Origin of the sequence: Bradyrhizobium sp., assembly GCF_004799405.1 — a bacterium.
GTDB lineage: Bacteria > Pseudomonadota > Alphaproteobacteria > Rhizobiales > Xanthobacteraceae > Bradyrhizobium.
On record NZ_SSMW01000120.1, the window covers coordinates 77,610 to 101,010 of the forward strand.

General features: G+C 56.0%; 21 protein-coding genes. 3 read left to right on the forward strand and 18 right to left on the reverse strand.

Going from position 1 to position 23,401, the window contains the following annotated elements; genetic code table 11:
• Positions 1-353 precede the first annotated feature (353 nt).
• Both E7813_RS18495 and E7813_RS18500 read left to right on the forward strand, forming a co-directional pair.
• Positions 354-1,256 (forward strand): TIR domain-containing protein, encoded by a 903-nt coding sequence (locus E7813_RS18495; RefSeq protein WP_291576288.1) that lies wholly within the window; start codon positions 354-356, stop codon positions 1,254-1,256.
• Positions 1,257-1,667: 411 nt separating this feature from the next.
• On the forward strand, positions 1,668-3,146 hold the full coding sequence (locus E7813_RS18500) for a hypothetical protein (RefSeq protein WP_291576290.1): 1,479 nt from the start codon (positions 1,668-1,670) through the stop codon (positions 3,144-3,146).
• 478 nt (positions 3,147-3,624) lie between these two features.
• Here E7813_RS18500 and E7813_RS18505 read toward each other — a convergent pair whose 3' ends face one another.
• From E7813_RS18505 to panB, 18 genes are all read right to left on the reverse strand, one after another.
• The gene (locus E7813_RS18505; RefSeq protein ID WP_291576292.1) at positions 3,625-4,833 is read right to left on the reverse strand and encodes a DUF2235 domain-containing protein; all 1,209 of its coding nucleotides are present in this window, start codon (positions 4,831-4,833) and stop codon (positions 3,625-3,627) included.
• Between the two features lie 130 nt (positions 4,834-4,963).
• Positions 4,964-5,836 (reverse strand): site-specific integrase, encoded by an 873-nt coding sequence (locus tag E7813_RS18510; RefSeq protein ID WP_291576294.1) that lies wholly within the window; start codon positions 5,834-5,836, stop codon positions 4,964-4,966.
• A 658-nt stretch (positions 5,837-6,494) separates the two neighbouring features.
• Complete coding sequence (locus tag E7813_RS18515) at positions 6,495-7,454, reverse strand: hypothetical protein (RefSeq protein WP_291576296.1); 960 nt, start codon at positions 7,452-7,454, stop codon at positions 6,495-6,497.
• The gene (locus tag E7813_RS18520; protein ID WP_291576298.1) at positions 7,447-9,177 is read right to left on the reverse strand and encodes a hypothetical protein; all 1,731 of its coding nucleotides are present in this window, start codon (positions 9,175-9,177) and stop codon (positions 7,447-7,449) included. The genes E7813_RS18515 and E7813_RS18520 overlap by 8 nt, the downstream gene beginning before the upstream one ends.
• A complete protein-coding gene (locus E7813_RS18525; RefSeq protein WP_291576300.1) occupies positions 9,174-9,992 on the reverse strand; it encodes an SIR2 family protein in 819 nt (272 codons plus the stop codon). Before E7813_RS18525 ends, E7813_RS18520 begins: the two co-directional genes overlap by 4 nt.
• Positions 9,993-10,743: 751 nt before the next feature.
• The gene (locus E7813_RS18530; protein WP_363331188.1) at positions 10,744-11,466 is read right to left on the reverse strand and encodes a DUF2270 domain-containing protein; all 723 of its coding nucleotides are present in this window, start codon (positions 11,464-11,466) and stop codon (positions 10,744-10,746) included.
• Positions 11,467-11,856: 390 nt separating this feature from the next.
• Complete coding sequence (locus tag E7813_RS18535; protein WP_291576302.1) at positions 11,857-12,711, reverse strand: ABC transporter ATP-binding protein; 855 nt, start codon at positions 12,709-12,711, stop codon at positions 11,857-11,859.
• A gap of 8 nt (positions 12,712-12,719) precedes the next feature.
• Positions 12,720-13,487: an ABC transporter permease gene (locus tag E7813_RS18540; RefSeq protein WP_291576304.1), complete on the reverse strand. Its 768-nt coding sequence runs from the start codon at positions 13,485-13,487 to the stop codon at positions 12,720-12,722.
• A 25-nt stretch (positions 13,488-13,512) separates the two neighbouring features.
• Positions 13,513-14,547, reverse strand: coding sequence for an ABC transporter substrate-binding protein (locus E7813_RS18545; RefSeq protein ID WP_291576305.1), 1,035 nt, complete (start codon positions 14,545-14,547; stop codon positions 13,513-13,515).
• A 277-nt stretch (positions 14,548-14,824) separates the two neighbouring features.
• Positions 14,825-17,095 carry an arylsulfatase gene (locus E7813_RS18550; protein ID WP_291576307.1) on the reverse strand — a complete coding sequence of 757 codons (2,271 nt, stop codon included), beginning with the start codon at positions 17,093-17,095 and terminating at the stop codon, positions 14,825-14,827.
• Positions 17,096-17,304: 209 nt separating this feature from the next.
• Entirely contained in the window at positions 17,305-17,763 is a 459-nt protein-coding gene (locus E7813_RS18555; RefSeq protein WP_291576309.1) for a dihydroneopterin aldolase, read from the reverse strand.
• Position 17,764: 1 nt separating this feature from the next.
• Positions 17,765-18,070: a hypothetical protein gene (locus E7813_RS18560; protein ID WP_291576311.1), complete on the reverse strand. Its 306-nt coding sequence runs from the start codon at positions 18,068-18,070 to the stop codon at positions 17,765-17,767.
• 90 nt (positions 18,071-18,160) lie between these two features.
• Entirely contained in the window at positions 18,161-18,586 is a 426-nt protein-coding gene (locus E7813_RS18565; protein ID WP_291576313.1) for a hypothetical protein, read from the reverse strand.
• 15 nt (positions 18,587-18,601) lie between these two features.
• Entirely contained in the window at positions 18,602-20,059 is a 1,458-nt protein-coding gene (locus tag E7813_RS18570) for an aldehyde dehydrogenase family protein (RefSeq protein ID WP_291576315.1), read from the reverse strand.
• Between the two features lie 8 nt (positions 20,060-20,067).
• On the reverse strand, positions 20,068-20,373 hold the full coding sequence (locus tag E7813_RS18575; RefSeq protein ID WP_291576317.1) for a EutN/CcmL family microcompartment protein: 306 nt from the start codon (positions 20,371-20,373) through the stop codon (positions 20,068-20,070).
• Positions 20,374-20,388: 15 nt separating this feature from the next.
• Complete coding sequence (locus tag E7813_RS18580; RefSeq protein WP_291576319.1) at positions 20,389-21,021, reverse strand: hypothetical protein; 633 nt, start codon at positions 21,019-21,021, stop codon at positions 20,389-20,391.
• A gap of 30 nt (positions 21,022-21,051) precedes the next feature.
• Positions 21,052-21,351, reverse strand: a complete 300-nt coding sequence (eutM, locus tag E7813_RS18585; RefSeq protein ID WP_291576320.1) for an ethanolamine utilization microcompartment protein EutM — start codon at positions 21,349-21,351, stop codon at positions 21,052-21,054.
• 59 nt (positions 21,352-21,410) lie between these two features.
• Positions 21,411-22,298, reverse strand: a complete 888-nt coding sequence (gene panB, locus E7813_RS18590) for a 3-methyl-2-oxobutanoate hydroxymethyltransferase (RefSeq protein WP_291576322.1) — start codon at positions 22,296-22,298, stop codon at positions 21,411-21,413.
• 219 nt (positions 22,299-22,517) lie between these two features.
• Here panB and E7813_RS18595 point away from each other — a divergent pair, with 219 nt between their 5' ends.
• Positions 22,518-23,396 (forward strand): 3-methyl-2-oxobutanoate hydroxymethyltransferase, encoded by an 879-nt coding sequence (locus tag E7813_RS18595; protein ID WP_291576324.1) that lies wholly within the window; start codon positions 22,518-22,520, stop codon positions 23,394-23,396.
• Positions 23,397-23,401: the final 5 nt, after the last annotated feature.

Sequence of the window (23,401 nt, forward strand, 5' to 3'; positions counted from 1 at the left end):
AATGGCGCCTGGAGAGGTGGCAGAGTGGTCGAATGCACCGCACTCGAAATGCGGTTATGGGCGTCTTCCCCCGTTCTGTTCTGTCCCAACTTGTGTTGAATTGTCTGCAGAATTTGCCGGAAGGCTACTGCCCTGTCATATCCCGTACCGGCCCGTGCTACCGAATTGGGTAGCAAAATGGTAGCAACGCGTTTCCGTAATGTTCGTGGAGCTTTTCCGCTCGGCCCCACCCATTTGAAAAGTGTCGGTACGAACCCGCCGAGCGGTCAAACTGGCAAGATGAGCCGCCATCAATCTATTTGGGCTGCCGAGAATAGCGCTTCTTGGCAAAACATCGATCGGCGGATGCACAAATGGAGTTCTCGACCGAATTGCGAAAGGCACTACTGCGTAACGTTGCTCGAAACGGTCTTGTTTGGAGTGGTACAGTTGATGCACCAGACTTTTATGGACAGATTTTCGATTTAGAAAACCTGCCCTCTAGCGACTCTCGGTTTCCGAACGCAGCCAGAGATATGTGGCAGCATACCGTCAACAACTCCGATTGGTCAGACGACGAGATCATTAACGATGCGCGTTTCAACCCACTTCAGCTGAGTACCAACGATTTCGCCAAATTCGTCAATGCTGCTCTTGATAGAGAAACACGTCCAAGGGAGGAGTTAGAAAAGCTAGTCGAAGCAATTAGGCCCGTGGTTGCGCATGCAGGTGCTCACATAGTCAAGCGTGAAGAGTTTGGCGTCTTCGAGGGCTACAAACTCAGTGATCAACCCGAAGATCAGTCGTATGGCGCAACGGCCGCTTCTCCGCCTGCAAACTGGGTAAACCCTAAGCGTTTCCGCCTGTTCATCAGTCACGTTGCGATTCACAAAGACAAGGCGACTCGCCTTAAAAGTTGTCTCGTCCGCTATGGTATTGATGGATTCGTAGCGCACGAGGACATTGAGCCCACCCTAGAATGGCAATCCGAAATAGAGAATGCGCTCCGAACGATGGACGCTTTTCTGGCAATCCACACAGCAGGGTTTGCCAAAAGTATCTGGACTCAGCAGGAGGTGGGGTATGCGGTTGGCCGCGGAGTAAAGATTATCTCGCTGCAAATGGGCGAAGACCCCACGGGGTTCATATCGAAACATCAGGCGCTTCGCAGAGGCGACCGAAAGGCCGAAGAAGTCGCGGCCGAGATTGACGGTATCCTCGCGAAAGACACTAGAACTAGAGACAAGCTTAGGGCGGCAAAGGATGCCCTTCGATAAGTGGTGGCTCCTTAGCGGTCTGGCTCATTGAGCGGAAAATTACGAGGTATGCCAATCCAGTTACGGAATGATTTTGCCCCAAGTTTGGAGGCTCTCAGGCAAGCCATGTCGAGAATGCGTCCAATAAGGTGATCGCCATGTTTGCAGATAGCCGGTTCGCCGATAGGAACGTCTGCTCCCACGATGGAAGTCATGAAAATTTCACGCCGGTTTCGGCGGGCCGGCAGATCTGAGATGACGGCACGGTACGTACGCCCAGTGGGGGCCGATCTCTCGGGAAGGGTCCATTTCTTGTGCATAATCGTCGTAGAACTGGTTCCACCAAATCATCGGCCATTCAAGTGTTGCCATTTTCGGTAGCATTCCGGATTGAGATCAACTCATAATTCACCCAGCGCATGGAGAGACCGATTGTTGCAATGCAAGTCGACTGTTTTGCCGTCCGGGTTACGGCTCGGAAGGCCGGTACGTTGGTGCACGCTCGTTATCGTCCTTTGCGGGCCGCTCATCGCATCCATTCCCGCGGGCGCTCAGTCATCGACGACTCCGCCGGTCGTTAGCGGTCAAACCAAGGGTAGCCCGCCTGCGTCGGGCGGCACGACCGCTGACCCTGCAATCGCTAAACTGAAAGACGCCGCCACTCCTCGAAAATCGGCGGCCGACTGCGCGGGTGGGGAAGATTTACGCCAACGATCCGCGTCCGCGAGCAGTCCCTCCATCGTCTACAATACGAACTTCGTGCCTGCCTGGAGCACAGTCGATTTCGGGATACAGGGTACGAACGATTCGGACGGCTATTATTTTGCGCTGTTGACCGATCAGAACAAAATTCCCAACGACGACAGCCTACGACGCGTTCGGGCACGTAAGGCCAGCCCCAATGACGATCTCGTCGTCAAACGGCTGCTGTCCGCTGGGGATACGATCGTTTCGCTCGACGTTCCCATAGATGTCGCCTCTGGATGGTGGTGGTCGAAGCGCAACCTCTACATCTATCAATGTGTCAGCAAACGCCCGGTCAACGTAAGCTATACGCCAGTATACATAAGCCCTTTTGAATTGAGCTGGGCGCTCGCAGTCATCGTCCTGATCGCGCTCTACTGGCTCGTGTCGCGCGCGTTTATGTATGTCACAGAGAAGAAGTTAAATGGATGGCACGCGGTAAATCCAATTCGTATCACTGCCAGCTCGGACAATCGTGGAAGTCTGTCAGCGTTCCAGGTTTTCTTCTTTACTCTGATCGTGTTTTCGATGCTGGTCGTCGTCCTGTTACGCACGGGTGTGTTGTCCGATCTATCAACTACAATCCTGGAGCTCCTCGGTATTGCGGGAATCGGAGCTGCCGCAGCCAAGGGGACCGACAACTCCAAGAACAACCTGGACCCGGCCAACCTGACTTGGCTTTACAACAAAGGCTGGTACGACAGTCCAACTGTTGTTGCCCAGACTGAGCCAAGTTTCTATGATCTGATTTCCAACGACGGGAGTTTTGATGTCTATCGTTTTCAAAGCTTCGTGTTTACGGTTGCTGTTGGAATCGCGCTTTTGATCGGCGGCATAGCGCAACTTGCGTCGTTCACAATCCCCCAGAATATTCTCGGAATCCTCGGCTTGAGTCAGATCGTCTACATCGCGGGTAAAGTTGTCACCGCCAACGACGCCACACGGTTAAATGCAGCGGTGACCGAGCTGCGTGACGCTGAAGCGGAGTTCAGAAAGGCAGCCCTTCCGCCCGGCGCAGCTTTGGGCGACTTGCAAGCGGCAATCAAATTGGCGCCGACAGCCTACGCGGACTACCAGGAAAAGGTGACCGGCGCGGCGAAGCTCTTCAAGCAGATAATTGGAAGAACACCCGATCAAAAGAACCTTGCGCCATCTATTGGGGCGTGACCGAGTTACTATAAATAAGCCAGCTTTAGTATTGGACAGGGGTTCTGCGCGCGTACCATGCGCCGCATGAGCCCTCGGCGTTCGCCGAGAGAACGGAACCGCAGGTGCAAAGTAAGCGTGGTTAGAATTTGCTTTTCGCAGCAAAACAGCTCGCAACTCGCGCTATACCTAGGGCCGCAACGGTCCCGATCACGTTGGCCTTTTCCAGGGTTCATCGCCCGCGCGAAGAGCGCCACCGTCAAAGACTGTCGAAGGCACCGCAAAAGCCGCGCGGAGCTGCAGGTCGCCTTGTGCGACCGAAGCGAGCGATCCTGACGAGCCGCGCGCGCGGGTGAAACCGTGCCTTTACGAAGCCGCTGTGCGGTCAGAGCGAAGAACGTATGAGAAAGGGTGACCAGAGTTCGCCGCGTTGACCGTGGCGAAAGCAGTTGAAAAACGCCGACGTGCCGAGGCGGGTGCCGGTTAGGACGGCGACGCTTTACGGAATGGGCGCGGCGGTATCGGCAGCAACGCTATCGGTGAGCTTGCCGAGATCGACCTTGCGACGACCAGCCCAGTCCGCAAGGTTCGGCGGACGAAATCCAGCATCGTCGCGCCATCGGGCAAACACAGAGGCGTCAATCGTCTCGTTAATGTTCTCACGCATCTCGCTTGTGGAGCTCGCAGCCGGCTCCGGGCCGATTGGCCGCCAGTAGCGAGGAGAGATCCGTTTGTAGGTCCCATACGCAAAATCGGACCATGAGTCATAAATTTGGGACGGCGGCTTTTCCGGCGGGTCGAGATCAATCGTACGACGGAACGTCAGGCCAAGGCGCACGGCGCGGTCGACAATCCAACTAAGAGGCGCTTGCGGCAGCGGATCGCTTTCGTAGCCGCCGCCGACATTCGCGTGCGCACCGATGAACCATCTTTGCTCGACCTGATCGAGGGTGCGGTGGTGATGCGGCGGCGGGGCGCCGTTGGGATAATCGACGGTCCAGAGGGTCGGCGCAAATATCTTGCGGTTCTCGTTGATCGCCATCGCGTGGAACGCGAACTTGTTCGACGTACGGAGCCCGGTGTTCAGAAACTGCATATCCTGCTTGCCGAGGATGGGTAGGTTCCCGAACGGTAGCCCGAGCGCGCCGACCGTGTCCCAAACTCCGAGAAAGTCGATGTCGATGGCAAGCGCGTATTTGAGAATCCACCGCTCCTCAAAACCGAAATCGGTCTTGCCTTGAGCCTGCTGATCCTGAAGTTGACGGATGGTTAGGGGAACGCCGGCCTTGCGATAGCGGTCGTAAAGCTGCTTGACTGACAGCGGTGCCCCGATGGTGATCAGACCGCATTTCGAGATGAGTCCCGAAAGGCTGCGGGCTGTGTAGGCGCCACGGCTAAAGCCGAAAATGAACAGCTCATCACCTTCGCTGTAATGGTCGATCAGCCACTCATAAGCGGTGATGATTTCGTCCTGCAGACCGGACCCGAGGACGCCGCCCAGAAAGTAGCTGCCGAACGTCGTACCGACGCCTTTCTGGTAGTAGCCGACCTGCGGCACGCCATCGGAGCCGGCGTCGGCGAGCAGAGACTTCAACCGCCAGATGTTGGTGTTGTCGTTGACCGTGTTCCAGGTGCCATCGAGAAATACGGCAATGCGCTTCTTCCCGGGGCGAGCGCCCGTCAACGTTACCTTTGCGGTGGTGTCCATCAGGGCCGTCCGGCTTTCTGCCGTGAAATCGGAACTTGCCGATATAAATCGGTTTTATCGGCTCAATGATACAATCAGAAGAGGTTGTCGCCAAGCCAGTGCTCGTCGATTCCTAAAAAGGGCGACGCCGTCAGGCAGCGAGGATGCGCAGCACGACGTTGGGAAAATGGCGGATCACGGTCGGGCTTGCCTCGGGGATTTCAAGCGTGCCCCAACTGGCCATCAGTTTCCTCAGGGAAATGATTTGATCCGCCGGAACTATGGGAAGGTTGTCCTTGGCTTCTTCGTAGGTCTTGCCGTCGAGGAAATTCCAATCGAGCTTGCGCTGAATAGAGACGAGGTCCTCTTGAGACCCTGGCAAAATCCGGGACGCCGATCCAAGCATGATCTCGCGCTCGATTTTGGTCAAACGGGCCTCCTTGAAACGTACTTCGGCGTCGGAATGCAGGGCGTCGAACAGCGACTCGCCGATCTTGACCTGTGCCAGGCTCACCACCCGCTCAAAAGCTTTGCGTATCGCGGTCGGCGTAATCGGAATAAGCACTGACGACGGGTCAAACCGGTCATCGGCTTTCAGCGCGGATGCGAGCTGTTCGAGATACATACGCACCCGAACCGACAGGACAATTGTCCGGGCCTCATGGTCCTTCGGCCAAAGGGGCTTCGGTACGTCCAAACGACGTTTGTCGAGCAAAACATCTTCCCATTTTACGGAACACAGCTCTTCCAGCCGTAATCCCGTTTCGACCACAAGGAAGATGACAAGCGGTATATAGCGATCAAGACCCGTCAGCCGACTACATGCCTGATCCAGCTTCAAAAACAGGCCACCATCGAGATAGCGATTTCGCCGGGTTGGTCTCCAAGCGAACTGGGCTCTCGGGGGAAGGTATCTGTCGTCACGGAAGCTGTGTTCAAAAGCAAAGGTAAACCGATCGCAATAGATTGCCCCATTTTCCTGCTGGCGATCCGTGATGTCGTCGAGGAGCGATACTCTTGTCACGAGGGCCTCCATAGCTCGGCCAAACTAACGTCCGATAATTCGGCTGAAATTAGTCATGGCTGCGACCGGTTCAAGGATTTGAGGTCCAAAGGACATCCTAAAAGGCCTTACCGCACATCCGGGCGGAGAACTCCCGTTCTTCCGGGCCTATCACGTCGGCATCGATCGCAGTCGTCTTAAGAGAGGCATGACCTTCAGGTTATGAGGGTGACTTTGGACAGAGCTAACACACTGATATTACTAAAGTTATCGGTAGTCATGTGCCGCTGATGTGCCACGCGCTAAGCTTGACTAGAAAACTGGGCTTCCATTTGCGGACCCCACGCGGGCGAGGTTGAAAGCGTCCGCACGACCCACCACCGATCGGCCGTTAAGAATAAAGCCCCACGAATTTTGAAGTCGCGCTCAGGAAAACTTGCGGATTTCAGGCCCCCAAAGGGAACCCAATTTAGGCGCCCACCTGATCATGACATCAGTCACACGGCACCTCCAAAGAACGCCAAAGCCGTCCGATGCTTTCGAGCGATAAAACGACCATGTTCTCAGAAATCGTGCGCCCTAACGACTTAATTTATTTTTCGATTCGGGGACGATCCAGCGGGTAAGCACCGGGTAAGCAAAGGAACCTTGCTCGCGGAGCGCGTGACGCGTTTCGATGTCAAACGTGGGGCGAAGCTGCGTTCAACAAATTCTGGAATTTTCGTGTCGTTGCGAGATTCGGTGCGACGTCTCGCAATCTGGTTAGCGCAGTACTCAATGAAAACACGCTTCCGACGGGAGCTTCTCCGACTACGGCTACAAGCAGGTCCAGCACTTGCTGAGGCGATGTCGTGTAGTATTCTTTTGGAAAACCTGCGATTGAGTATACGGTTGTGTGGCCTTCGTCCCTTTCAGGGCGAATAAATGGTATGATCAAGTCGGCCGCATCAGGAAAGGCGTCGCCAGCAGCGCTGAGTATCTGCACGAGCTTGAAAGTCGTTGCGGGAGTCTGCAAATCCACGTCAAGTGGCCAAGTCGCCTTGAAAACAGGAGCCACAGCCGTTCGCCAGCGCTTCACCTTTTCCTCTGATTTCGCCGCCTCCATTTCGATTGCTAAACGGTGCGCTAGGCTCGTCAATGCTCTCGGGCCTGCGCGTCGGAGAACGCTGCGTGCCTCCGCAGGGGTCAGCGGAAATCCTGCACGATCTTTTTCATTGGCTAAGAGTATTGCGCCGAGCCAATCGGCAAAGAAGCGAAGTTCTTCTCCAGGAGTATCGGGCCGCTCGAACATCGCTAGGAACGAGGATTTGAGTAGACCGAAAAGTTCCGGCGAGCCGATCCAACTTGAATATTTGCGTGCTCCCCATGCATCCGCGGCGTCGGACGACGACGACCAATCGAACATCGGAATCAACTTCTCTTTGGTCCAGCCAGGGGCGCGCTGAAAGAGAAAAGGTATGGCAGCTGCAAGACGTACGCGGGCTAGGAAGCCAAATCGCCCCGTGGAATCGACTAAGATGTTGAGGCGTGCCAGAAATTCCGCCGAGAGTTCGTCCTTTGCTTCTGGGAATCTCTTTAGCAGGACTTCAGCCAGGTGCCCGGCAGGCGAATTAATGGCTTCACCGAAGGAGTCACTCATGTGCATGTTCCGGAGTTTCAATCTGTGCGGCTTGCGCCAAGTGATCCCACAGGGGCCACAAAAGGTCGGCGGACAATGTCTTGGCATGCTCGTCTAACCAAGCCGCCGCCGCGGACGTGAAAGTCACCAACACATCAAGGGGGCAATCTGCCAATAGCATTGCGACGTGTGGTTCGGTCCCTTGATCCAAATATGGCGTTCGGGACCACAACAGCTGCTGCCAGAACTCCTGCGGCCAGTTGCCGTGCTTCATTGCGAAGGAAAGGCCTCGCAGTGCACGGTCGGGGTCTTTTAAAACAAGGCCCTCCCATTTACTGCCTTCCATAAAGCTCGCATTTGCGACGATCCGTTGTGCTTCCGCCACCAAATTCTCATCGGTCACGTTGGTGAGATCGTCCGGTTCTGCTGCCCTATCGCGAAAGCCGCTCTCATGCCAGACACGAAAGCCTGCTTGCTCGGGCGGCTTAGGCATCCATTGCGGATACCGAATCTGTATTTGCCTTAGGATACGCGACGCTTTATCTCCGATGCGGAGGTCGTGGCGCACCATGTTGGACAACGCGTCGTATCGAAGGTGATCTATCGCTCGATCTCCATCGGTTCCCTCACGATACCAACCGCGCGGAGGGCCTTCACACAACCGCGCGAGAATGGCATCCTGTTGCGTTTCATCGAGCTCAATCCATCGCTCAGGTATCAATCGCTGGACTTCAACGCTGGATAAAAAAAGATCGCCGATTGGTAGATCAATCAGCATCTTGGCTGCCAGCGCGGCGGGAACGACCTTGTCCGCAGCAGCAAATAGGGCGAGACGACGGATTAGTCGGAAATCGCTGTGGCGCCATTCTTCAACAAAGGCGATTGCGGGTGTTGATGATTTCCGAGCGAGACGGCTCCAGATTTCGGCGACGACCCTTACAATGGCTTGAAAACCGGAGCGGTACTCATTCTGGGAATGTTTTGCTATTGATGGGACGTCCGAGTCCGTCGTGCTGTAGCCTTCGCTGCTTTCCACTCCGACATCCGTTGCGTCAGCGAGCGCGGCAACGAGAGCGGCGTTCAAGTAACGCAACAGGTTTGCATCTGTATTAGCGTCGGCATCTCGCGGCCAGGCAGCCAGGACGTCTGAGGAGGAAAGGCCCTCTTCAATCTCGTAGTTGATTGACATTAGGTCCGACGGATTCTCTGGCACCTTATCTTCGGGCTGCTCTCGCCAGATGAAAGGTTTCGTGATTCTTAGCTTCGGACGCAGAACCTCGGCGAGGCGTTCCAACGTGACGTTGTCATGTTCGCCACGCTTGAGTTGCGGCAATAAGTCGAACCATTCCACGCGCGCAAAGCCCTGTTTGGCTATGCGCATGTGACGGAACACCAAATTCCAACTCTTTACCAAAAGTGGTGGCAAGGCTGCAGCCTGTGCATCCAAGCGAGTTTTGAGAAACGTCGCGGTATCCGGTCCGAAAAAGGCAAGATTGGCGACCACTTCTCGAATCGCCTCCACGCTCCCAAAGTTATTTTGGATCCACGCAATCAACTGCCGTTCATTTTCAATGAGTTTCATGTCGTTGAAAACGGGCAACCAAGCCAACGATGGATTGAGGTCATGCAGCTTCACCGCGAAGTCGTCGCCCGAGAGGAAAAAGCGAAGCTGTTCACGTTCGAACTCGGTCGAATCAGCAGGCGTTCTTCGCGCTCCAGTAATTCCTTCGTCAACTCGCGTCATGAGTTAGCTCCCGCTACCCCGGTACCCAGGATACTGGTAAGGCGTGCAAGGCCGTAACTTCTTGGATTTGCGTTGTACCGCGCCCACTCGCGAATCGTCGCGTAAATTGCGTCGTAGTCAGCAAACTCAATGGCTGTGATGCCCTTAGCTTTCCATATCGAAGCAGAGCCCGGCGTGCTTTTTTCCATCGCGTAGATACGTCCAAGATCAGGGAATCGGTCACGATCTGCATCGAGCGCTTCCAGTAGAAGGCGCATTGCCGCGTCTTCGGCCCGATAGCCAACCAACACAAGCGTGCCTAGACGCATTCGATCTTCGATATAGCGCGATGCCCATCCAGTGCGAAGGTAGGCATCTCCGAAATCTGCGCTGGTAAGAACCAAGTCGGATGCCTCTAATCGCAGGCCACGGTCAGCTATTCGACCATGTAAATGTAGAATGCCGAAGTCGCGTTCACCGCCTGCTCTTGGAATTGAAATGCCAGCCTGACTCGGGACGCCTGACAGGCCAAGTTTACGGCCAGCGCGTTCGAACAATGTGTCAAAGTTCGTCGTGAGTAGGCGCGGGCGACCTTCAGCATCACATGACAAGCCTAGCAGCGCTGAGTGATCCAGGAACGACCCTCGCGGTGCCTTGAGCAAATCCGTTACGGCGTCCCGAACCAACGAAGGTGCCCTCGGCAGACGTGTTCGTTTCTCTAGCGATCCTAACGCGCGATCGTACTCGTGATTGTCAATTGCCCTTTTTTCCGCCGACTCGTCGTCAGGAGATGCCCCGAGACGGCTGTATATGTCAGCCGTCAATTGCCCGAACATCGGCAGTCCAGCCCGGTGCGATACACCGGCCCCACAGAGGAAAGTCACGCTGCCGTTCGTAACGGCCCGGATCAGCTCATCCGGAATGTCTGCCCCGGTTGGCAAAAAACGCACATTTCCCCCAAGCTGCCACTCCTTTTGACTCGCCATGTGCAATGGTCGGGTAAAAGTAGCAATTAGCAAAACTAATCGCCTTCCGAGTATGGATGTCAACCGCTGTCGGCCAGGTATGCCCGAATGGGCGCAAAAAGCGGACGTTCGCCACCACGCCAGATAGAAGCGCCGTGCAGTCCAAGCTAGGCAGGCGGTCCCTTTGACCGCCTTCGCGAGATCGTTCCGAGAAATAGAAGCCGATTGACCGGTGATGCCGCGGACCCGCGGGGGCAACCACCCACTAGCGGCAGGCCGGAAACACCCTCAAAGCGCGTTGGCGACGCTAATGAGCTTCTTTGTTGACCTCATCTATTCGGCGGTCGGGGTCTAACCGCGGTTACCATTTATCATTGGTGTATACGATCCTACCCACTTTAGCGCACCTTGTCAGAGTTCGGATTTTCTTAGAAGTGGCGCTAACAGCTCTGATCCCACCCGCGAGGTTGCCCATGCAGCGAGATCATAAAGATGAGAACTGGCGCTGGCGCCGCAATTGCTGTGACCGAATACAACAAGATACCCGACGTCCTGCCCCGCACCGCAAAATCGAATGCGACTAGCTTAGCGGTCCACTTCAATCCGCACACTGAACCATATTTTAAACATGAACGTCCCCGATAGAGAGTTCGCCTGCAATCTGCCGATTACTCAAGGTGGCATAAGCAATCCAAGTATAGAAAGTCGTTACTCCCAAGAGAGTAAAGCCGCCGTTGAGGGGGCCAATTGCTAGTTCAGCCAACCAAGCTTCGAATGAAGCTACCACGCGATGTTGACTAGTCTCAAATTGCAACACCATTAACGTCTTTAGAAGCCAAGCAGCCAGCAGTATTAAAAAAATCCAACAATAAGTTCGGCGCAGTCGTCGGGATATCGCCTGCGACATACTAACCGAGAAAGCTGGCCGTCGAAGATCCTCACTCAACCTGGTTTTCCAATCAGCTTCCTCCGCCTCAACATCCACAGAAAACAACGGAGCATAGTAGTTGCGTTCTAACGTCCGAATACGATTTCGATAGACGTCGAAAAACCTATATCGTCGAGACTCGATCGCGAGTAACAACGCCATAATCGGCATAGCGAAGATCAATACCGCATGGTGAGAGTTAGGTGAGGAAAGCGAAACTGATAGCATTGCGGCAGCGGCGGTCATAGCCCAATTGCTTGTCCTATCAAGTCGATCACGCCAACTAAGTGCGCGTCCCATTTCGCCTCGATAAAAGTGCACGAAGAGGTTCACGCACTCTGCTGAGCTCGACGGTGACATCAATCGAACAGTTTGCTTACCGTCGGACCCGAGCTGGAGACTGCCTTCTTTCATCATGACACTTACTCTCCACTAAGCCATCAGAGTGGACCGTACGATGAAGGCCCACCGTCTTCAGCCTAGGATGCGATCGAAATCGTAGCGCGCGGAGAAGCCGTCCTTCGTAAATCGAATCGCGCTGGACGCAATCGACGCTGCGCAGGTAGCGGCCCGCACCGAGAACCAAACGTTAACGTATCCTCGTAAGTCATAGCGCCGCATCCGACGTAGTGCGTGGTAAACCTCTCTGAGCGCCGCTTCAAGGGTGAAGACGCAAAAGCCTAAATTTCGGGTATTCTTAACTTCTTCACTCCTTGCGGTCTTGATTGGGGATCTGACGATTAGAAAAAGCTGCTAAACTCGACTGGTACCGTGTGCAACTGAGACAACGCAATAGCCGACAAGTCCTTAGTGAACTTCCTGCTTGAGTGCTGTGAGGAGGCTCGCCTGCAGCTCGACGAACTTAGCGCTGGTAAGGAACTCCTGGCCTCGCGGTTTGGACTCGTCGACCGACACAGCGAGTTTGACCTTGCCCGGACGGCTCGACATTAGGAGGATACGATCTGAAACGAAGATCGCTTCTGCCACGTCATGCGTGATAAAGATGATCGTCGGCTGATACTCAACCCACAATTGCAACACCAGCTCTTGCATCATCAGGCGAGTCTGTGAGTCCAAGGCACCGAATGGTTCGTCCATCAATAGCACCTCAGGCTCCGATATGAGCGCCCGGGCGATCTGAACGCGTTGCTGCATGCCTCCAGAGAGCTGGTAAGGATAGTGTTTCTCGAAGCCCTTGAGCTTGACTGCATCTAGCAAGTGCTCCGCGCGGTTGTAGTAGGTGTCGGGGCTAACACCTCGGCACTTGACGCCGAGGACCACGTTCTCGAAAACCGTTAGCCACGGAAAGAGTGACGCCTGCTGGAATACGACGGCCCGGTCGGGCCCCGGTGCGAGGATGGGCTTGCCGTCGAGCAAAACTTCACCCTGGCTGGGGAGCTCAAATCCAGCAATCATATTCATTGCCGTGGATTTGCCGCAGCCCGTGGGACCAAGAATGCTGACGATCTCAGCCTTCTTGATTGCAATGTTCAGCGATTTGACTGCGAGCGTTGCGTCTCCAGAGGATCCAGATTTTAAATAGTTCTTTGAGACGTCTTTAAGGACCACCTTGTCTTCGGCTCGCCCGACATTCGATCGAGATTGTACGTGCGCTAGATACGGAGCGGATTTGCGATACATAATTTTGGCGATCTTTGGCAATGAAGAGCTCACCGGCCCTTCCAATGAACGATACTCGACTCAGCAGCACTGAGGACCATGTTTAGTGCAAGCCCGATGAACCCGATCAACGCGATTCCGATAAAAACGACAGGTATTTGGAAAACCTGCGCTGCGTCGGAAATCATGAAGCCGAGCCCCTTCTGCGCGCCGACTAACTCAGCAGCCACGACGACCGCCCAGCTCAATGCCATCGCAACTTTCAGTCCAGTGAAGATGTGGGGCAATGCGGCGGGGAAGACCACCTTTCGAAAAATTTGTCCTGGTGTTAGGCCAAGGGTCTTCGCAGCGCGAATGTACGCGATGGGCACATGCGCAGCACCAGCATGTGCGTTGACGTGGGCATAGTTGAATGAAGTGATGAAGATAAGTACGATCTTTCCAACTTCACCAAGTCCGAAGTACAACACGACCATAGGAATGAATGCGATGGGTGGGATTGGCCGAATGAATGCCATGACTGGTGACATGGCGGCGTCCGCCAGGCGATTGTAACCTGTCACTAACCCCGTAGGGATCCCGACGGCAACACCCAGCAAGAAGCCGCACAGTGCGCGGAACAGACTTATGCCGATGTGTTCCCACAGCGGCGTACGCTGGTAACCATTTGTCAACAGGCGCATAAAGGACCAAAACAAAGCTTGAGGTGAAGGGAGATAAGTCGGGCCAACCAGCCCCCCGTTTGTTACAACAAACCAAACCACGAAAATCGCAACGATCGTAGCCGAGGAGATCAAGATCGGAGGAATACGCTTCATCTGCTTCACCTTTACTTCTCAACTATCACTCGGCGTTCCGGTGCTTGCTGAGAAATTCGCGCAGCGGCGCAGGGTCAATGGCGGCAGTCACAGTCTCCGGTTTAAGGGGAGTTGGAATCGTGCCGAGTTCATACAGCATCTGACTTGCGAGTAACGCTTGCGCCGCCAGTCCGCCGTTCGGGGCTACGAGCGACCAGGGCGATTGTGGATCCAGCTGCTGCTCAAACGTAGGGAGCCTGCTGCAGCAATGTTTCTCATAGAACTCTTTCGCGACTGCGGGTGAAAGTTGCAGCTGACGCTGCAATGCGTCGATCGCCAATTGAGGGTTTTTCGCGATCATTTCGCGAGCCTCGGCCTGAACGGCTAACAGCTTCTGCGGCACGCTGGGGTACTTCGCGATGTACTCGGGCCTCAAACCATTAATACTCGGGCAGACGCCGCCGTACTCGGAATCCCAAGACACGACCTTGACGCCTGCTGGAAGGTTCATCGTCCACGGAGCCCAACCGACAGCGGCGTCGATCGCACCGCTCGCGAATGCACTGGCAAATAGCGGCGGAGCAATGTTCACCACGCTCAATTTGTCGTAGTCAACGCTTGCTTTTTTGGCCATTAGTTTCAGCGACACCTGCGAGCATGTGCCAGCTGTTGCCGCAATCTTCTTTGCCTTAGCAAGGTCCTTAAAGTTAGAGATGCCGCTACCTTCGGTCGCGATCAGGCCTTCGCCCTGCGCGTTGTCGACTTCCCAAGAAATAATCTTGAGAGGGATGTCTTGGCCGAGCGCGAATACAAACGCTAACCCCGTGACAATTTGATCGATGCTACCGCTCTTGAGGGCCGCGAGTAGAGGCGCTCCACTCGTGAACCAACGAATATTTGGCTCTAAGCCGTGCTTCTGGTACAGGCCAAGGTCGGCCGCGACGTACGTCATGAAGTAGCCGGCGCTCGGACCGCCAATATTGATGGGAATAAGCTCTTTCGAGGTCGTGTCCTGGGCTGTCGCTGCGCCATTTGAGAGCAAGAGGCCCAGTGCGAGCCCAAGAAGTTGTTGGAATCTCATGTCGCCTCCTGGCGGTTTCTAACTAGCATCACTCCCTTTTTTCTTTTGAGATTACCCGTGGTGATCTGCATCCACAATTGCATATTTCATCCAGAATCGTTGCATCCCGCGCAACATGCGGTCGACCTTCATCACTTTCATCTGCCCACGTCGGCTCTGGGGTAAATAACATTAGGAAGCGTGCTCGAACAGTGATGTGTCGTTCGATCCAAAGTTCCTAGCGAATCCAATCTCCAAGGAACGGATGTCGGGCTTCGTTCCCAGACGAAAAGTCGAGTCACTCTCGACTTAATTCCGCACGCCCAACAGCATCACCGTCCAGCTGCTGGTCGTTATCTAAAGTCACGACAACTTTTGACAGCTTACCTGTGAACGCAAATGGCGCGACGTAGTCTCCGACTGGAGTTCCACGATCGCACCCGATATCGCAACCAGCCCAGGAGATGAGCGACTTGAAGTACCTCTGGGTGTAGACGGAGCCCGCTACCTGGCCCTCGATCAACAGCGTGTAGCGACTCGCTAAGGCATCACCGGCTGGAGCTCGCTTGAGCCGGTCCACACGCAGGCCCAGCGTGCGGGCTGAGCGAGGAATACGGCGATCGGATACAGCGATTTCGTGCACTCCGCCGAGATTGAGGTCGTGTACTAGGTAGCCGTCACGGACGAACAACACATATCCGGTCGTCGCGTCGCCGTGAGCGATGAGGACACCGCTGTCGTCACCCGATAACTCTACGCTGGCTTCGATGGTGTAGCTTCGGCTACGCACATCCGGTGCGAGGTCGGTTGGCACATGACCCACACCTTTGTGAAACACGAACTGACGCCTATCGCCTAAGATCCGCGCCGCATTCTCGGCGAAACGAGGGCCAAATCGATCGTCCAGCGGCAATACCTTGTGTTTCTTCGCCTCCCGCCACCACATTCGCTTCAACGTCTCAAGGCGCCCCGGTTCGTCCATCCCGAGGTCACGTGTTTCAGAAAAGTCTCGATCGAGGTGATAGAGCTCCCACTGATCCTCGTCGAAGGACGCTCCGGGAGCGTGATAGGCCACAGCCTTCCAACCATCATGCCAGATGCCTCGATGTCCGAACATCTCGAAATATTGGGCGGAAGCTTTGCTCGGCGCTAGGGTGTCGTTGAAGCTTCGGGCGAAGCTTACACCTTCGATAGGCATCTGCGGAATGCCGCTTACCTGCTCCGGCATCTGAGCGCCAATTACTTCCAGCAGCGTCGGCAACAAGTCACACGCGTGAGCGAATTGATGGCGGATCTCACCCCGCGCGGGAATGCTATTGGGCCACGAGATCACGAGAGGATCCCGGATTCCGCCTCCGTGGGTATTCTGTTTGTAGCGCTTGAGCGGAGTGTTAGAAGCCATAGCCCAGCCGTGCGGGACGTTGGCATGACTTCCCGGCCCACCGATGGTGTTGAATCGCTCCAATTTTACTTTAAAGGATTCTTCTTGAAAGTTGTAGCTGCCGAGCGTGTTCACAGCGCCGAGCGGTCCCCCCTCCTGACTGGCTCCGTTATCAGAAAGCACAAGGATCATCGTGTTTTCGCGCGCGCCTGTGCGTTCGAGGAATTCGACTAGACGTGCAATTTGCTGATCCGCATGATCCAGCATAGCTGCATAGGCGGACTGCAGCCGTATAAAAAGTCGCCGCTCCTCCGCCGTGTGCTCGTCCCATGCGAGCACTCCAGCGTTACGAGGCGGAAGTCGCGTTTCCTGCGGTACCAGCCCCATGTCTTTCTGGCTCGCCAGACGCACTTCGCGTTCGACATCCCATCCTGTCGCGAAAACCTCCTCATAGCTGTCGATAAGGCTTCGAGGCGCCTGATGGGGTGCGTGGCATGCGCCGAAAGCCAGCCATGTGAACCAAGGGAGGTCTGGTCGCTGCGCGACGTGATCGGCAACGAATTGAATCGCGTGATCGACCAGGTCCGCCGTCAAGTGATAGCCCGTCTCGAAGGTACCCGGAGTATCAACGCGCGAGTTGTCCTGGACTAACTCGGGCGTGTAATGATCGGTTTCGGCATTCATAAAGCCGTAGAACCTATCGAACCCGCGCCCAAGGGGCCAACCATCAAAGGGACCGGTTGATCCCGCTTCGCTCATCGGCGTTACGTGCCACTTTCCGCAGAAGTAATTGCGGTAGCCGGTGCCGCGCAGAATTTCGGCCAGTGTGCCGGCTTCACGCGCGATTTTGCCGCGATAGCCTGGGTAACCGCTATCAAAATTCGCCAAACACCCCATCCCCACCGAGTGATGGTTTCGACCGGTGAGTAGTGCAGCACGTGTCGTCGAGCACATCGCAGTGGTGTGGAATCCCGAGTAGCGAATGCCTTCCGCCGCAATCCGATCGATTGCGGGTGTCCGTATAGGAGAGCCGTAACAACCGAAGTCAGAGAAACCGACATCGTCGAACAAAATGAGCAGGATGTTGGGCGAGCCTACCGGCCCCTTCAGGGACTGCGGCCACCATGGCGTCGATTCAGCCACCGTGCGACCAACTTTCCCATGTTCATTCCGCATACCGGTCTCCATCCAGCACCTCTTGCTTGTGCTGTCGCAATCCCTTTTTATCACCGAGCGGATTATCTACGAACCTGTCTTCGTGGTTGGTTCGGTAGCGCGTTATACCCAACCACATGAGTGACTTTCTTGCGCTGTAGGGTGGATTGCTCACGCGACCCGAGACGTAGATTCAGCCAGTTGCCTAGATTGATAATTTTATGTGCTATCTCGCTGCACCATTACGTCGAGACAGCTAGCTTATCCTGCGCGACTGCGTTGAATTCGGACAAAGGCCTCCTGCCGAAAAAGCGCGGGTTTAGCCTCGTGATCGCTACGGCAGCGCACTTCGCGTCGGGGATTACACCGATCTTCCTAATGTGCACCTTCACCCACGAGGCACCGAAAGAATCGATCACGACATTCGAAATTTGTTCGGCGAGGCCCTCAATCAGATGAAAATGCCGGCTGACCGCCAGCCTTTTCAGCGCGTCGGCGACTGCGGCGTAGTCGATAGTGTCTTGAACCTGATCGCTTCGGAAGCAGACCTGGGTTGCCAATCCCATCTCGATATTCAAAGTGATGACTTGCTTTTGGATCTTCTCGTGCGGATAGACACCAATGCAAGCAGGGATCCGCAGGTCCTCAATGATTACGCGGTCGCCCCCCAGCGTCTCCGCGGGGCTGTAGTATGTGTTCATTTCAGCTCCGATTGGCGGCGAGTCCGGCGAATACTCGGCGAATGATCGTTGGCAGTAGCGCTGCTTTACGCTCTACCAGATTTAGCTCTTCGAGCACCTGAGTAACAGCTTCTACGACACGTCGGTTCGTGTCTTCTGGCCAAGTTTGCTGATCGGCAGCGGGCGCCAGAGCGTTGTTGGGGCGTTGCGCAGGAGAATTGGCAACCGGAGCCTGCTTGGCAGCTCCAGCGTTCTCCAAACGGATGGAAAACTTCAGCGCTAATTCTCGTGCCTCGTCGGTCACCGTACAGTTCTGCGGTATCGTCATATGACTTTCGCTCCGCGAGGCGGCGGATCGCACGTCATCACTGGTGACAAACTGCCGCGGCAAACTCCTGGCAACCCGACTCGACATTTCTTAGTCTCCTTGTGCCAATGCCGCCAGCCTTGGTCGGTTAGAGCGCACCGCCTGAACGAGGGCCTGCAGTAAAGGATCCACTGAGATCGCACCACGGGATCCCGACGTGCCCGGCCTGCCCCCCGCCAATCTCGCGGATACGACATGTCCCATCGATGCCGGCGTTGCGCCGATCTCGACACGCTGCGGCGCTTCTGGTGGCGAGTTGCGTTCCGACGGTTTTCTTTCTTGCTCCGCTTGACGTTGCGGTTGCTTGATACGCAAGCCAAGATCTTGCGCTGTTTCGCGCGCCGCATCCGTGATGACCAGGCCATCGACCTGCACGATTTCGACCGCGCCGGCGGCGGCAATATCCTCCACTTCCCGTGCAGTTAGGAAGCGCTTCGTCACATGCGCTCGCTCCTGGGAAGGACGAAAATACGTCATTTTTGCTTTCACTCTTTAAGCTGCGACCGAGGTACGACCCAGCCGCGCCAACACTTGCGCAACAATCTCATCGATGCCTGGCTCTCGCCCCGTAACAGTTGCCTCGGGCAATTGCACGCTTGCCGGTGGAGACGCGACTTCCCACGCGACGCACTTTCGATTGATCAAGTGCGTGACGGTAATATTATCACCGACGATAGCACCGCCCATGCCTCCAGTACCCAGCGTCAGCGACGGGGGGAAGCGGCATGTGTAACCAATGCTGCCCAGCGACGACATGGAATTTACGATCACACGGAACGCGGGAAGTTGCGCCGCCATATGCTCGGTTTGCGCCACATTCAGCGAATGGATCACCGCTGAATGTCCGTCCCCGCCGAAACGAAGGATTTGTACGCACAACTCAAGCCCGGCCTGCGCGTCCCGCGCCGTCGCAAACCCAAGCACGGATGTCAGCTTTTCGCGAGAGAACGGATAGTCTTTGCCAATCCCCCCGAGGGGTACCACGAGCACTCGCGTGCTGGCGGGAATCTCCATACTGACAACATTCGCCAACGCGGCTGCTGTTTGGCCGACGGAGCGCGGGTTGATGCTGCCATCTGGATGAAACAACACCGCCGCGAGTTTCTTACGATAGGCCTCAGGAACCCAATACGCGCCCTGATCTTCCATCCGGCTGCGCAACTCCGCTGCGATCGGTTCGTCAGCGATTACTGCTTGTTCAGTAGCGCAGATGAGGCTGCAGTCAAACGACTTGCTGTTGACGAGGTCGCGCGCGGCTTTCGCGATGTCGGCACTGCGATCGACCCAGGCGGGAACGTTTCCGGGACCCACACCATACGCTGGCTTGCCAGTACTATGCGCGGCGCGAACCATCGGGCCGCCACCAGTGGCGAGGATCACGTTGACGGCGTAGTGGCGCAGGAGTTCCTGCGTCCCGGCGTACGAAGACCCGTCGAGACAGCTGACCAAGCCGGCCGGTGCGCCTGCCGCTTCCGCTGCCCGGGCAATGATATCTACCGTTTCGGCCGTGCACTTTGCCGCTGAAGGGTGCGGCGAAAATATGATGCCATTCCCGCCTTTGAGAGCGATCAGCGATTTGAAGATCGCGGTCGATGTCGGGTTGGTCGACGGCGTTAGCGCCGCCACCACGCCCATCGGCTCCGCCATAACGATCACCTTGTTGGCCTCGTCGCGCTCGATGATGCCGACGGTAGGTACACCACGAATCGATTCCCACACATTGCGGGCGGCAAATTCGTTCTTTAGCACCTTGTGCTCGGGATTTCCGTAGCCAGTTTCCTCGTGTGCCATCTGGGCGAGGCGCCGAGCACCCTTGAATGCCGCCTGGGAAGCCGCCTCACACACAGCATTCACGGTGGCGGACGACGCCTTGGCAAACTCGCGCTGGGCCTCACGACACCGTTCGGCTAAACGCCTAGCCTGCTGGATGGCCTTCAGATCCTTGTCCAAGTCACTTGTCATGCACCCGCCTCCCTCGACTTTGCGAAGCTAAGCTTGCCACCGATAGCCGTAGAATCGATGATACCGATGATCGTAGCGTCCACCGGTGCCGAGCGGGTTCCATCAAGCTCGCGCGCTGCGCTGCCCTCAGCGACGATCACAAGCTCTCCCTCGCCGGCACCGACAGTATCTACCGCCACGAATGGTTCACCCACAGGCTTACCATCGGGTGAGCAACGTCTTACGAGCAGCAGTTTGCGACCATGCAACCGCTCGTGCTTAACAGTCGATACGACGGTCCCGGTCGTTCTGCAGATCAACATTCACAACTCCCGGTTCTACTTGTCAGTGCCAGAGATAGCTTCGATGGCCGCGATCGAAGCGAGTTGCGCCGTGCGAGCTTCCGCTTCAGTACCTGCCATAAATAGACGGCCGAACCGCCCGACATCGCGCAGATCAACGAGTCGAACATTCGCGGACTTCTCGGCCTCGTTGGCCGCGATGTCGATATACGCGGCCGGCGTGACCTCCAGCACGAACAAGGCTTCGCCAGGAACAAGCATGCTGCCGCGGCGCGAACGGTTGATCAGCTGCGCCTGATAAGGAGACACATTGGTGATCACCTGAACCGACGCAACCTTTGGCCGGATCCGATCCTCCTCGCGCATGCCCAGCCGTTCCAGAATGGTGCGGCCCGCCTCGCGTACCGCCTCCTGCGACTCGGAATGCACTTCCAACATACCGAACTCGCGTTCAACAATCTGCACTCCGGGCTTCACCTCCGTCGCCTTCACGGCCATGTCAACGACACGGAACACCTCGTTACCTGGAGCGAGCTCGACGTACAGCTGAGCCATACCCGCCACCGGAATATCGCCAGCAGTCACCGTACCGAAATACGCTGCGTATTGCGGCTGCATGCGGTCAATGAAGAAGTATGCGCGCAGCTGCACGTTATTTGCCTTGGACATGTAGTCTCCTCACTTAAGCCGGCGACATTCCTACTTAACTTCGCCCTTCGTCGGCGACGGAAGAATCACGTGCAGATCACCATGCGGACGCGGAATCACGTGCACGGATATTAGTTCGCCAACGCGCTTCGCTGCCGCGGCGCCCGCATCTGTCGCTGCTTTGACTGCGCCTACGTCACCGCGAACCATGATTGTGCAGAACCCTCCGCCGATCAATTCCTTGCCGATCAATTGCACGTTGGCTGCCTTGACCATGGCATCTGCCGCTTCGATCGATCCGACATAGCCGCGGGTCTCCACAAGACCCAGTGCGATATTCTCGATTGCCATTCTTCCTTTTCCTTCCATTAAGTTGAGTTGTTACCGCGTCAGACAACCTCACGCGGCCTTCAATACGGAGTACCGTTGATGGCACCATTGAGCCGCGCCACGATGTCGCCGAGCTTTTCGTCTCCGATCGGCAACGTATGCGCGGAACCTGGGAATGCAGCCGACTCGACGTTCTCCTTGAACAGTCGAAAGCTGTTGCGCGCCGTCTCGCCAAGCGCTGCATATTTCTGCACAAATTTGGGCGTAAACTTTTCGAATAACCCCAACATATCCTGGGTTACCAGACCTTGGCCATCACAGTAACCGCCCGCCCCAATGCCGATGGTCGGAACCGAAGCAAGCTCCGTAATTGCTGCTGCGATGCGGTCGGGAATGCACTCGAGCACGAGCGCAAATGCTCCGGCTTCCGACAGAGTCAGGGCGTCATGTATGATTGCAATTGCGGACTCGGCGTCCTGCGCTTGCGCGCGATAGCTTCCGGTCCGCGCCGCGAGCACTTTCGTTAACCCTACATGCGCAACGACGGCGATGCCGGCCTTCGTGAGAGCACGCACGATCGGGACTAAATCGGCGCTGCCCTCGAGCTCTACGGCATCCGCGCCTCCATCGCGGATCAGGCGACCTGCATTTTGGACGGCATCGGCCGGCGTCGTGTACGAGAGAAACGGCAGTGACGCGAGCACAAGGCTCGATGACACTGCCCGACGCACCGCACGCGTATGATATACGACTTCATCCACAGTCATCGACAGCGTATTCTCGCACCCCATGCCGACGCTCGCGAGCGCGTCGCTCACAAACACAATGTCGATTCCCGCCTGCTCGGCATAGGACGCAAATGGATAATCGTAAGCCGTCACGAGAGTTATGGGAGTGCCACCATTCTTTCGAGAACGGATGGCCGCGGGCGTGATCTTCCGGCGACTCTTGGATAGTTCGTCGGCCATGGTTTGCTTGTTTCGCTGCTTAGTGTGACGCGAGTTTCGATGCCGCGAGAATTAGCAGTACAAGACGAAGTCTCCCAATGCATTTATAAACCGATTTCGTTGCGCCAGACGCAAGTGTCGCTAATTGCACCGTGTGCATCGTGTCTTGCAATACAATGCATTGGAGGGATGTGCGCACAACTGCTATTCAGTTTCGCATCGTCCACCGGAGTTTCTTCCATGAGCACCGCGTCTGCAGAAAAGCGCCGTAAAGTCACTGTTAAAAGTATCCTGGACAAGAAGGCTAACAAGGAGCCTATCGTTGCCCTTGGCGTGTACGACTCCCCGATGGCCGCCATTTCTGATGAGATCGGCTTTGACATGTTGATCAATGGCAATGCAGGCCCGATGTCCTTGCTCGGACACAAAACTCCGATGACCGTTCGCTTTGAGGAGCAATTAATCCTCACGCAGGCGGTGAGCCGTGTCACCCGCTACGGCATGGTTGTCGGACATATGCCGTACATGACGTATCACTTCTCTTCCGAGGACGCGATTCGAAACGCCGCGCGCCTGATTTGCGAAGGGGGAGCTGATGCCGTGAAGTGCGAAGGCAACAGGCATACGGCGAAGATCGTGGCTGAGATTGTGCGCGCCGGCATACCCGTCATGGGGCATATGGGCATGCAGGCCTCCCGCAAGTTGGAGCAAAGCGGATTTGGGTTTAAGGGGCGCGCCGCCATCGACGCAGCCAAGATCGTAGACGACACGCGCGCATTTGTTGATGCCGGGGCCTTCGCGGTGATCATAGAGTACGTGCCAGTGGAAATTACTCAGTATCTAGCCCGGACGCTGCCTATCCCGGTGATCAGCGTCGGCGGCGGTGCCTCACCCGACGGCATCTATCTCATCAGCGGCGATGCAGTGGGCTACAGCGCCTTCCCTCGCCCCAAGCACGAAGGCAGCTTTGCCGACGTGCGACCGCTGATCCAGCAAGGCTTGCGCCAATACAAGGAAGAAGTCCTATCCCAGCGATATCCGTACGAGGAATTTGTACAGCACATGTCGCCGCAGGAACACGACAAATTCCTTAAGATCGTCGAGAAGACCACCGTATAAAGCCG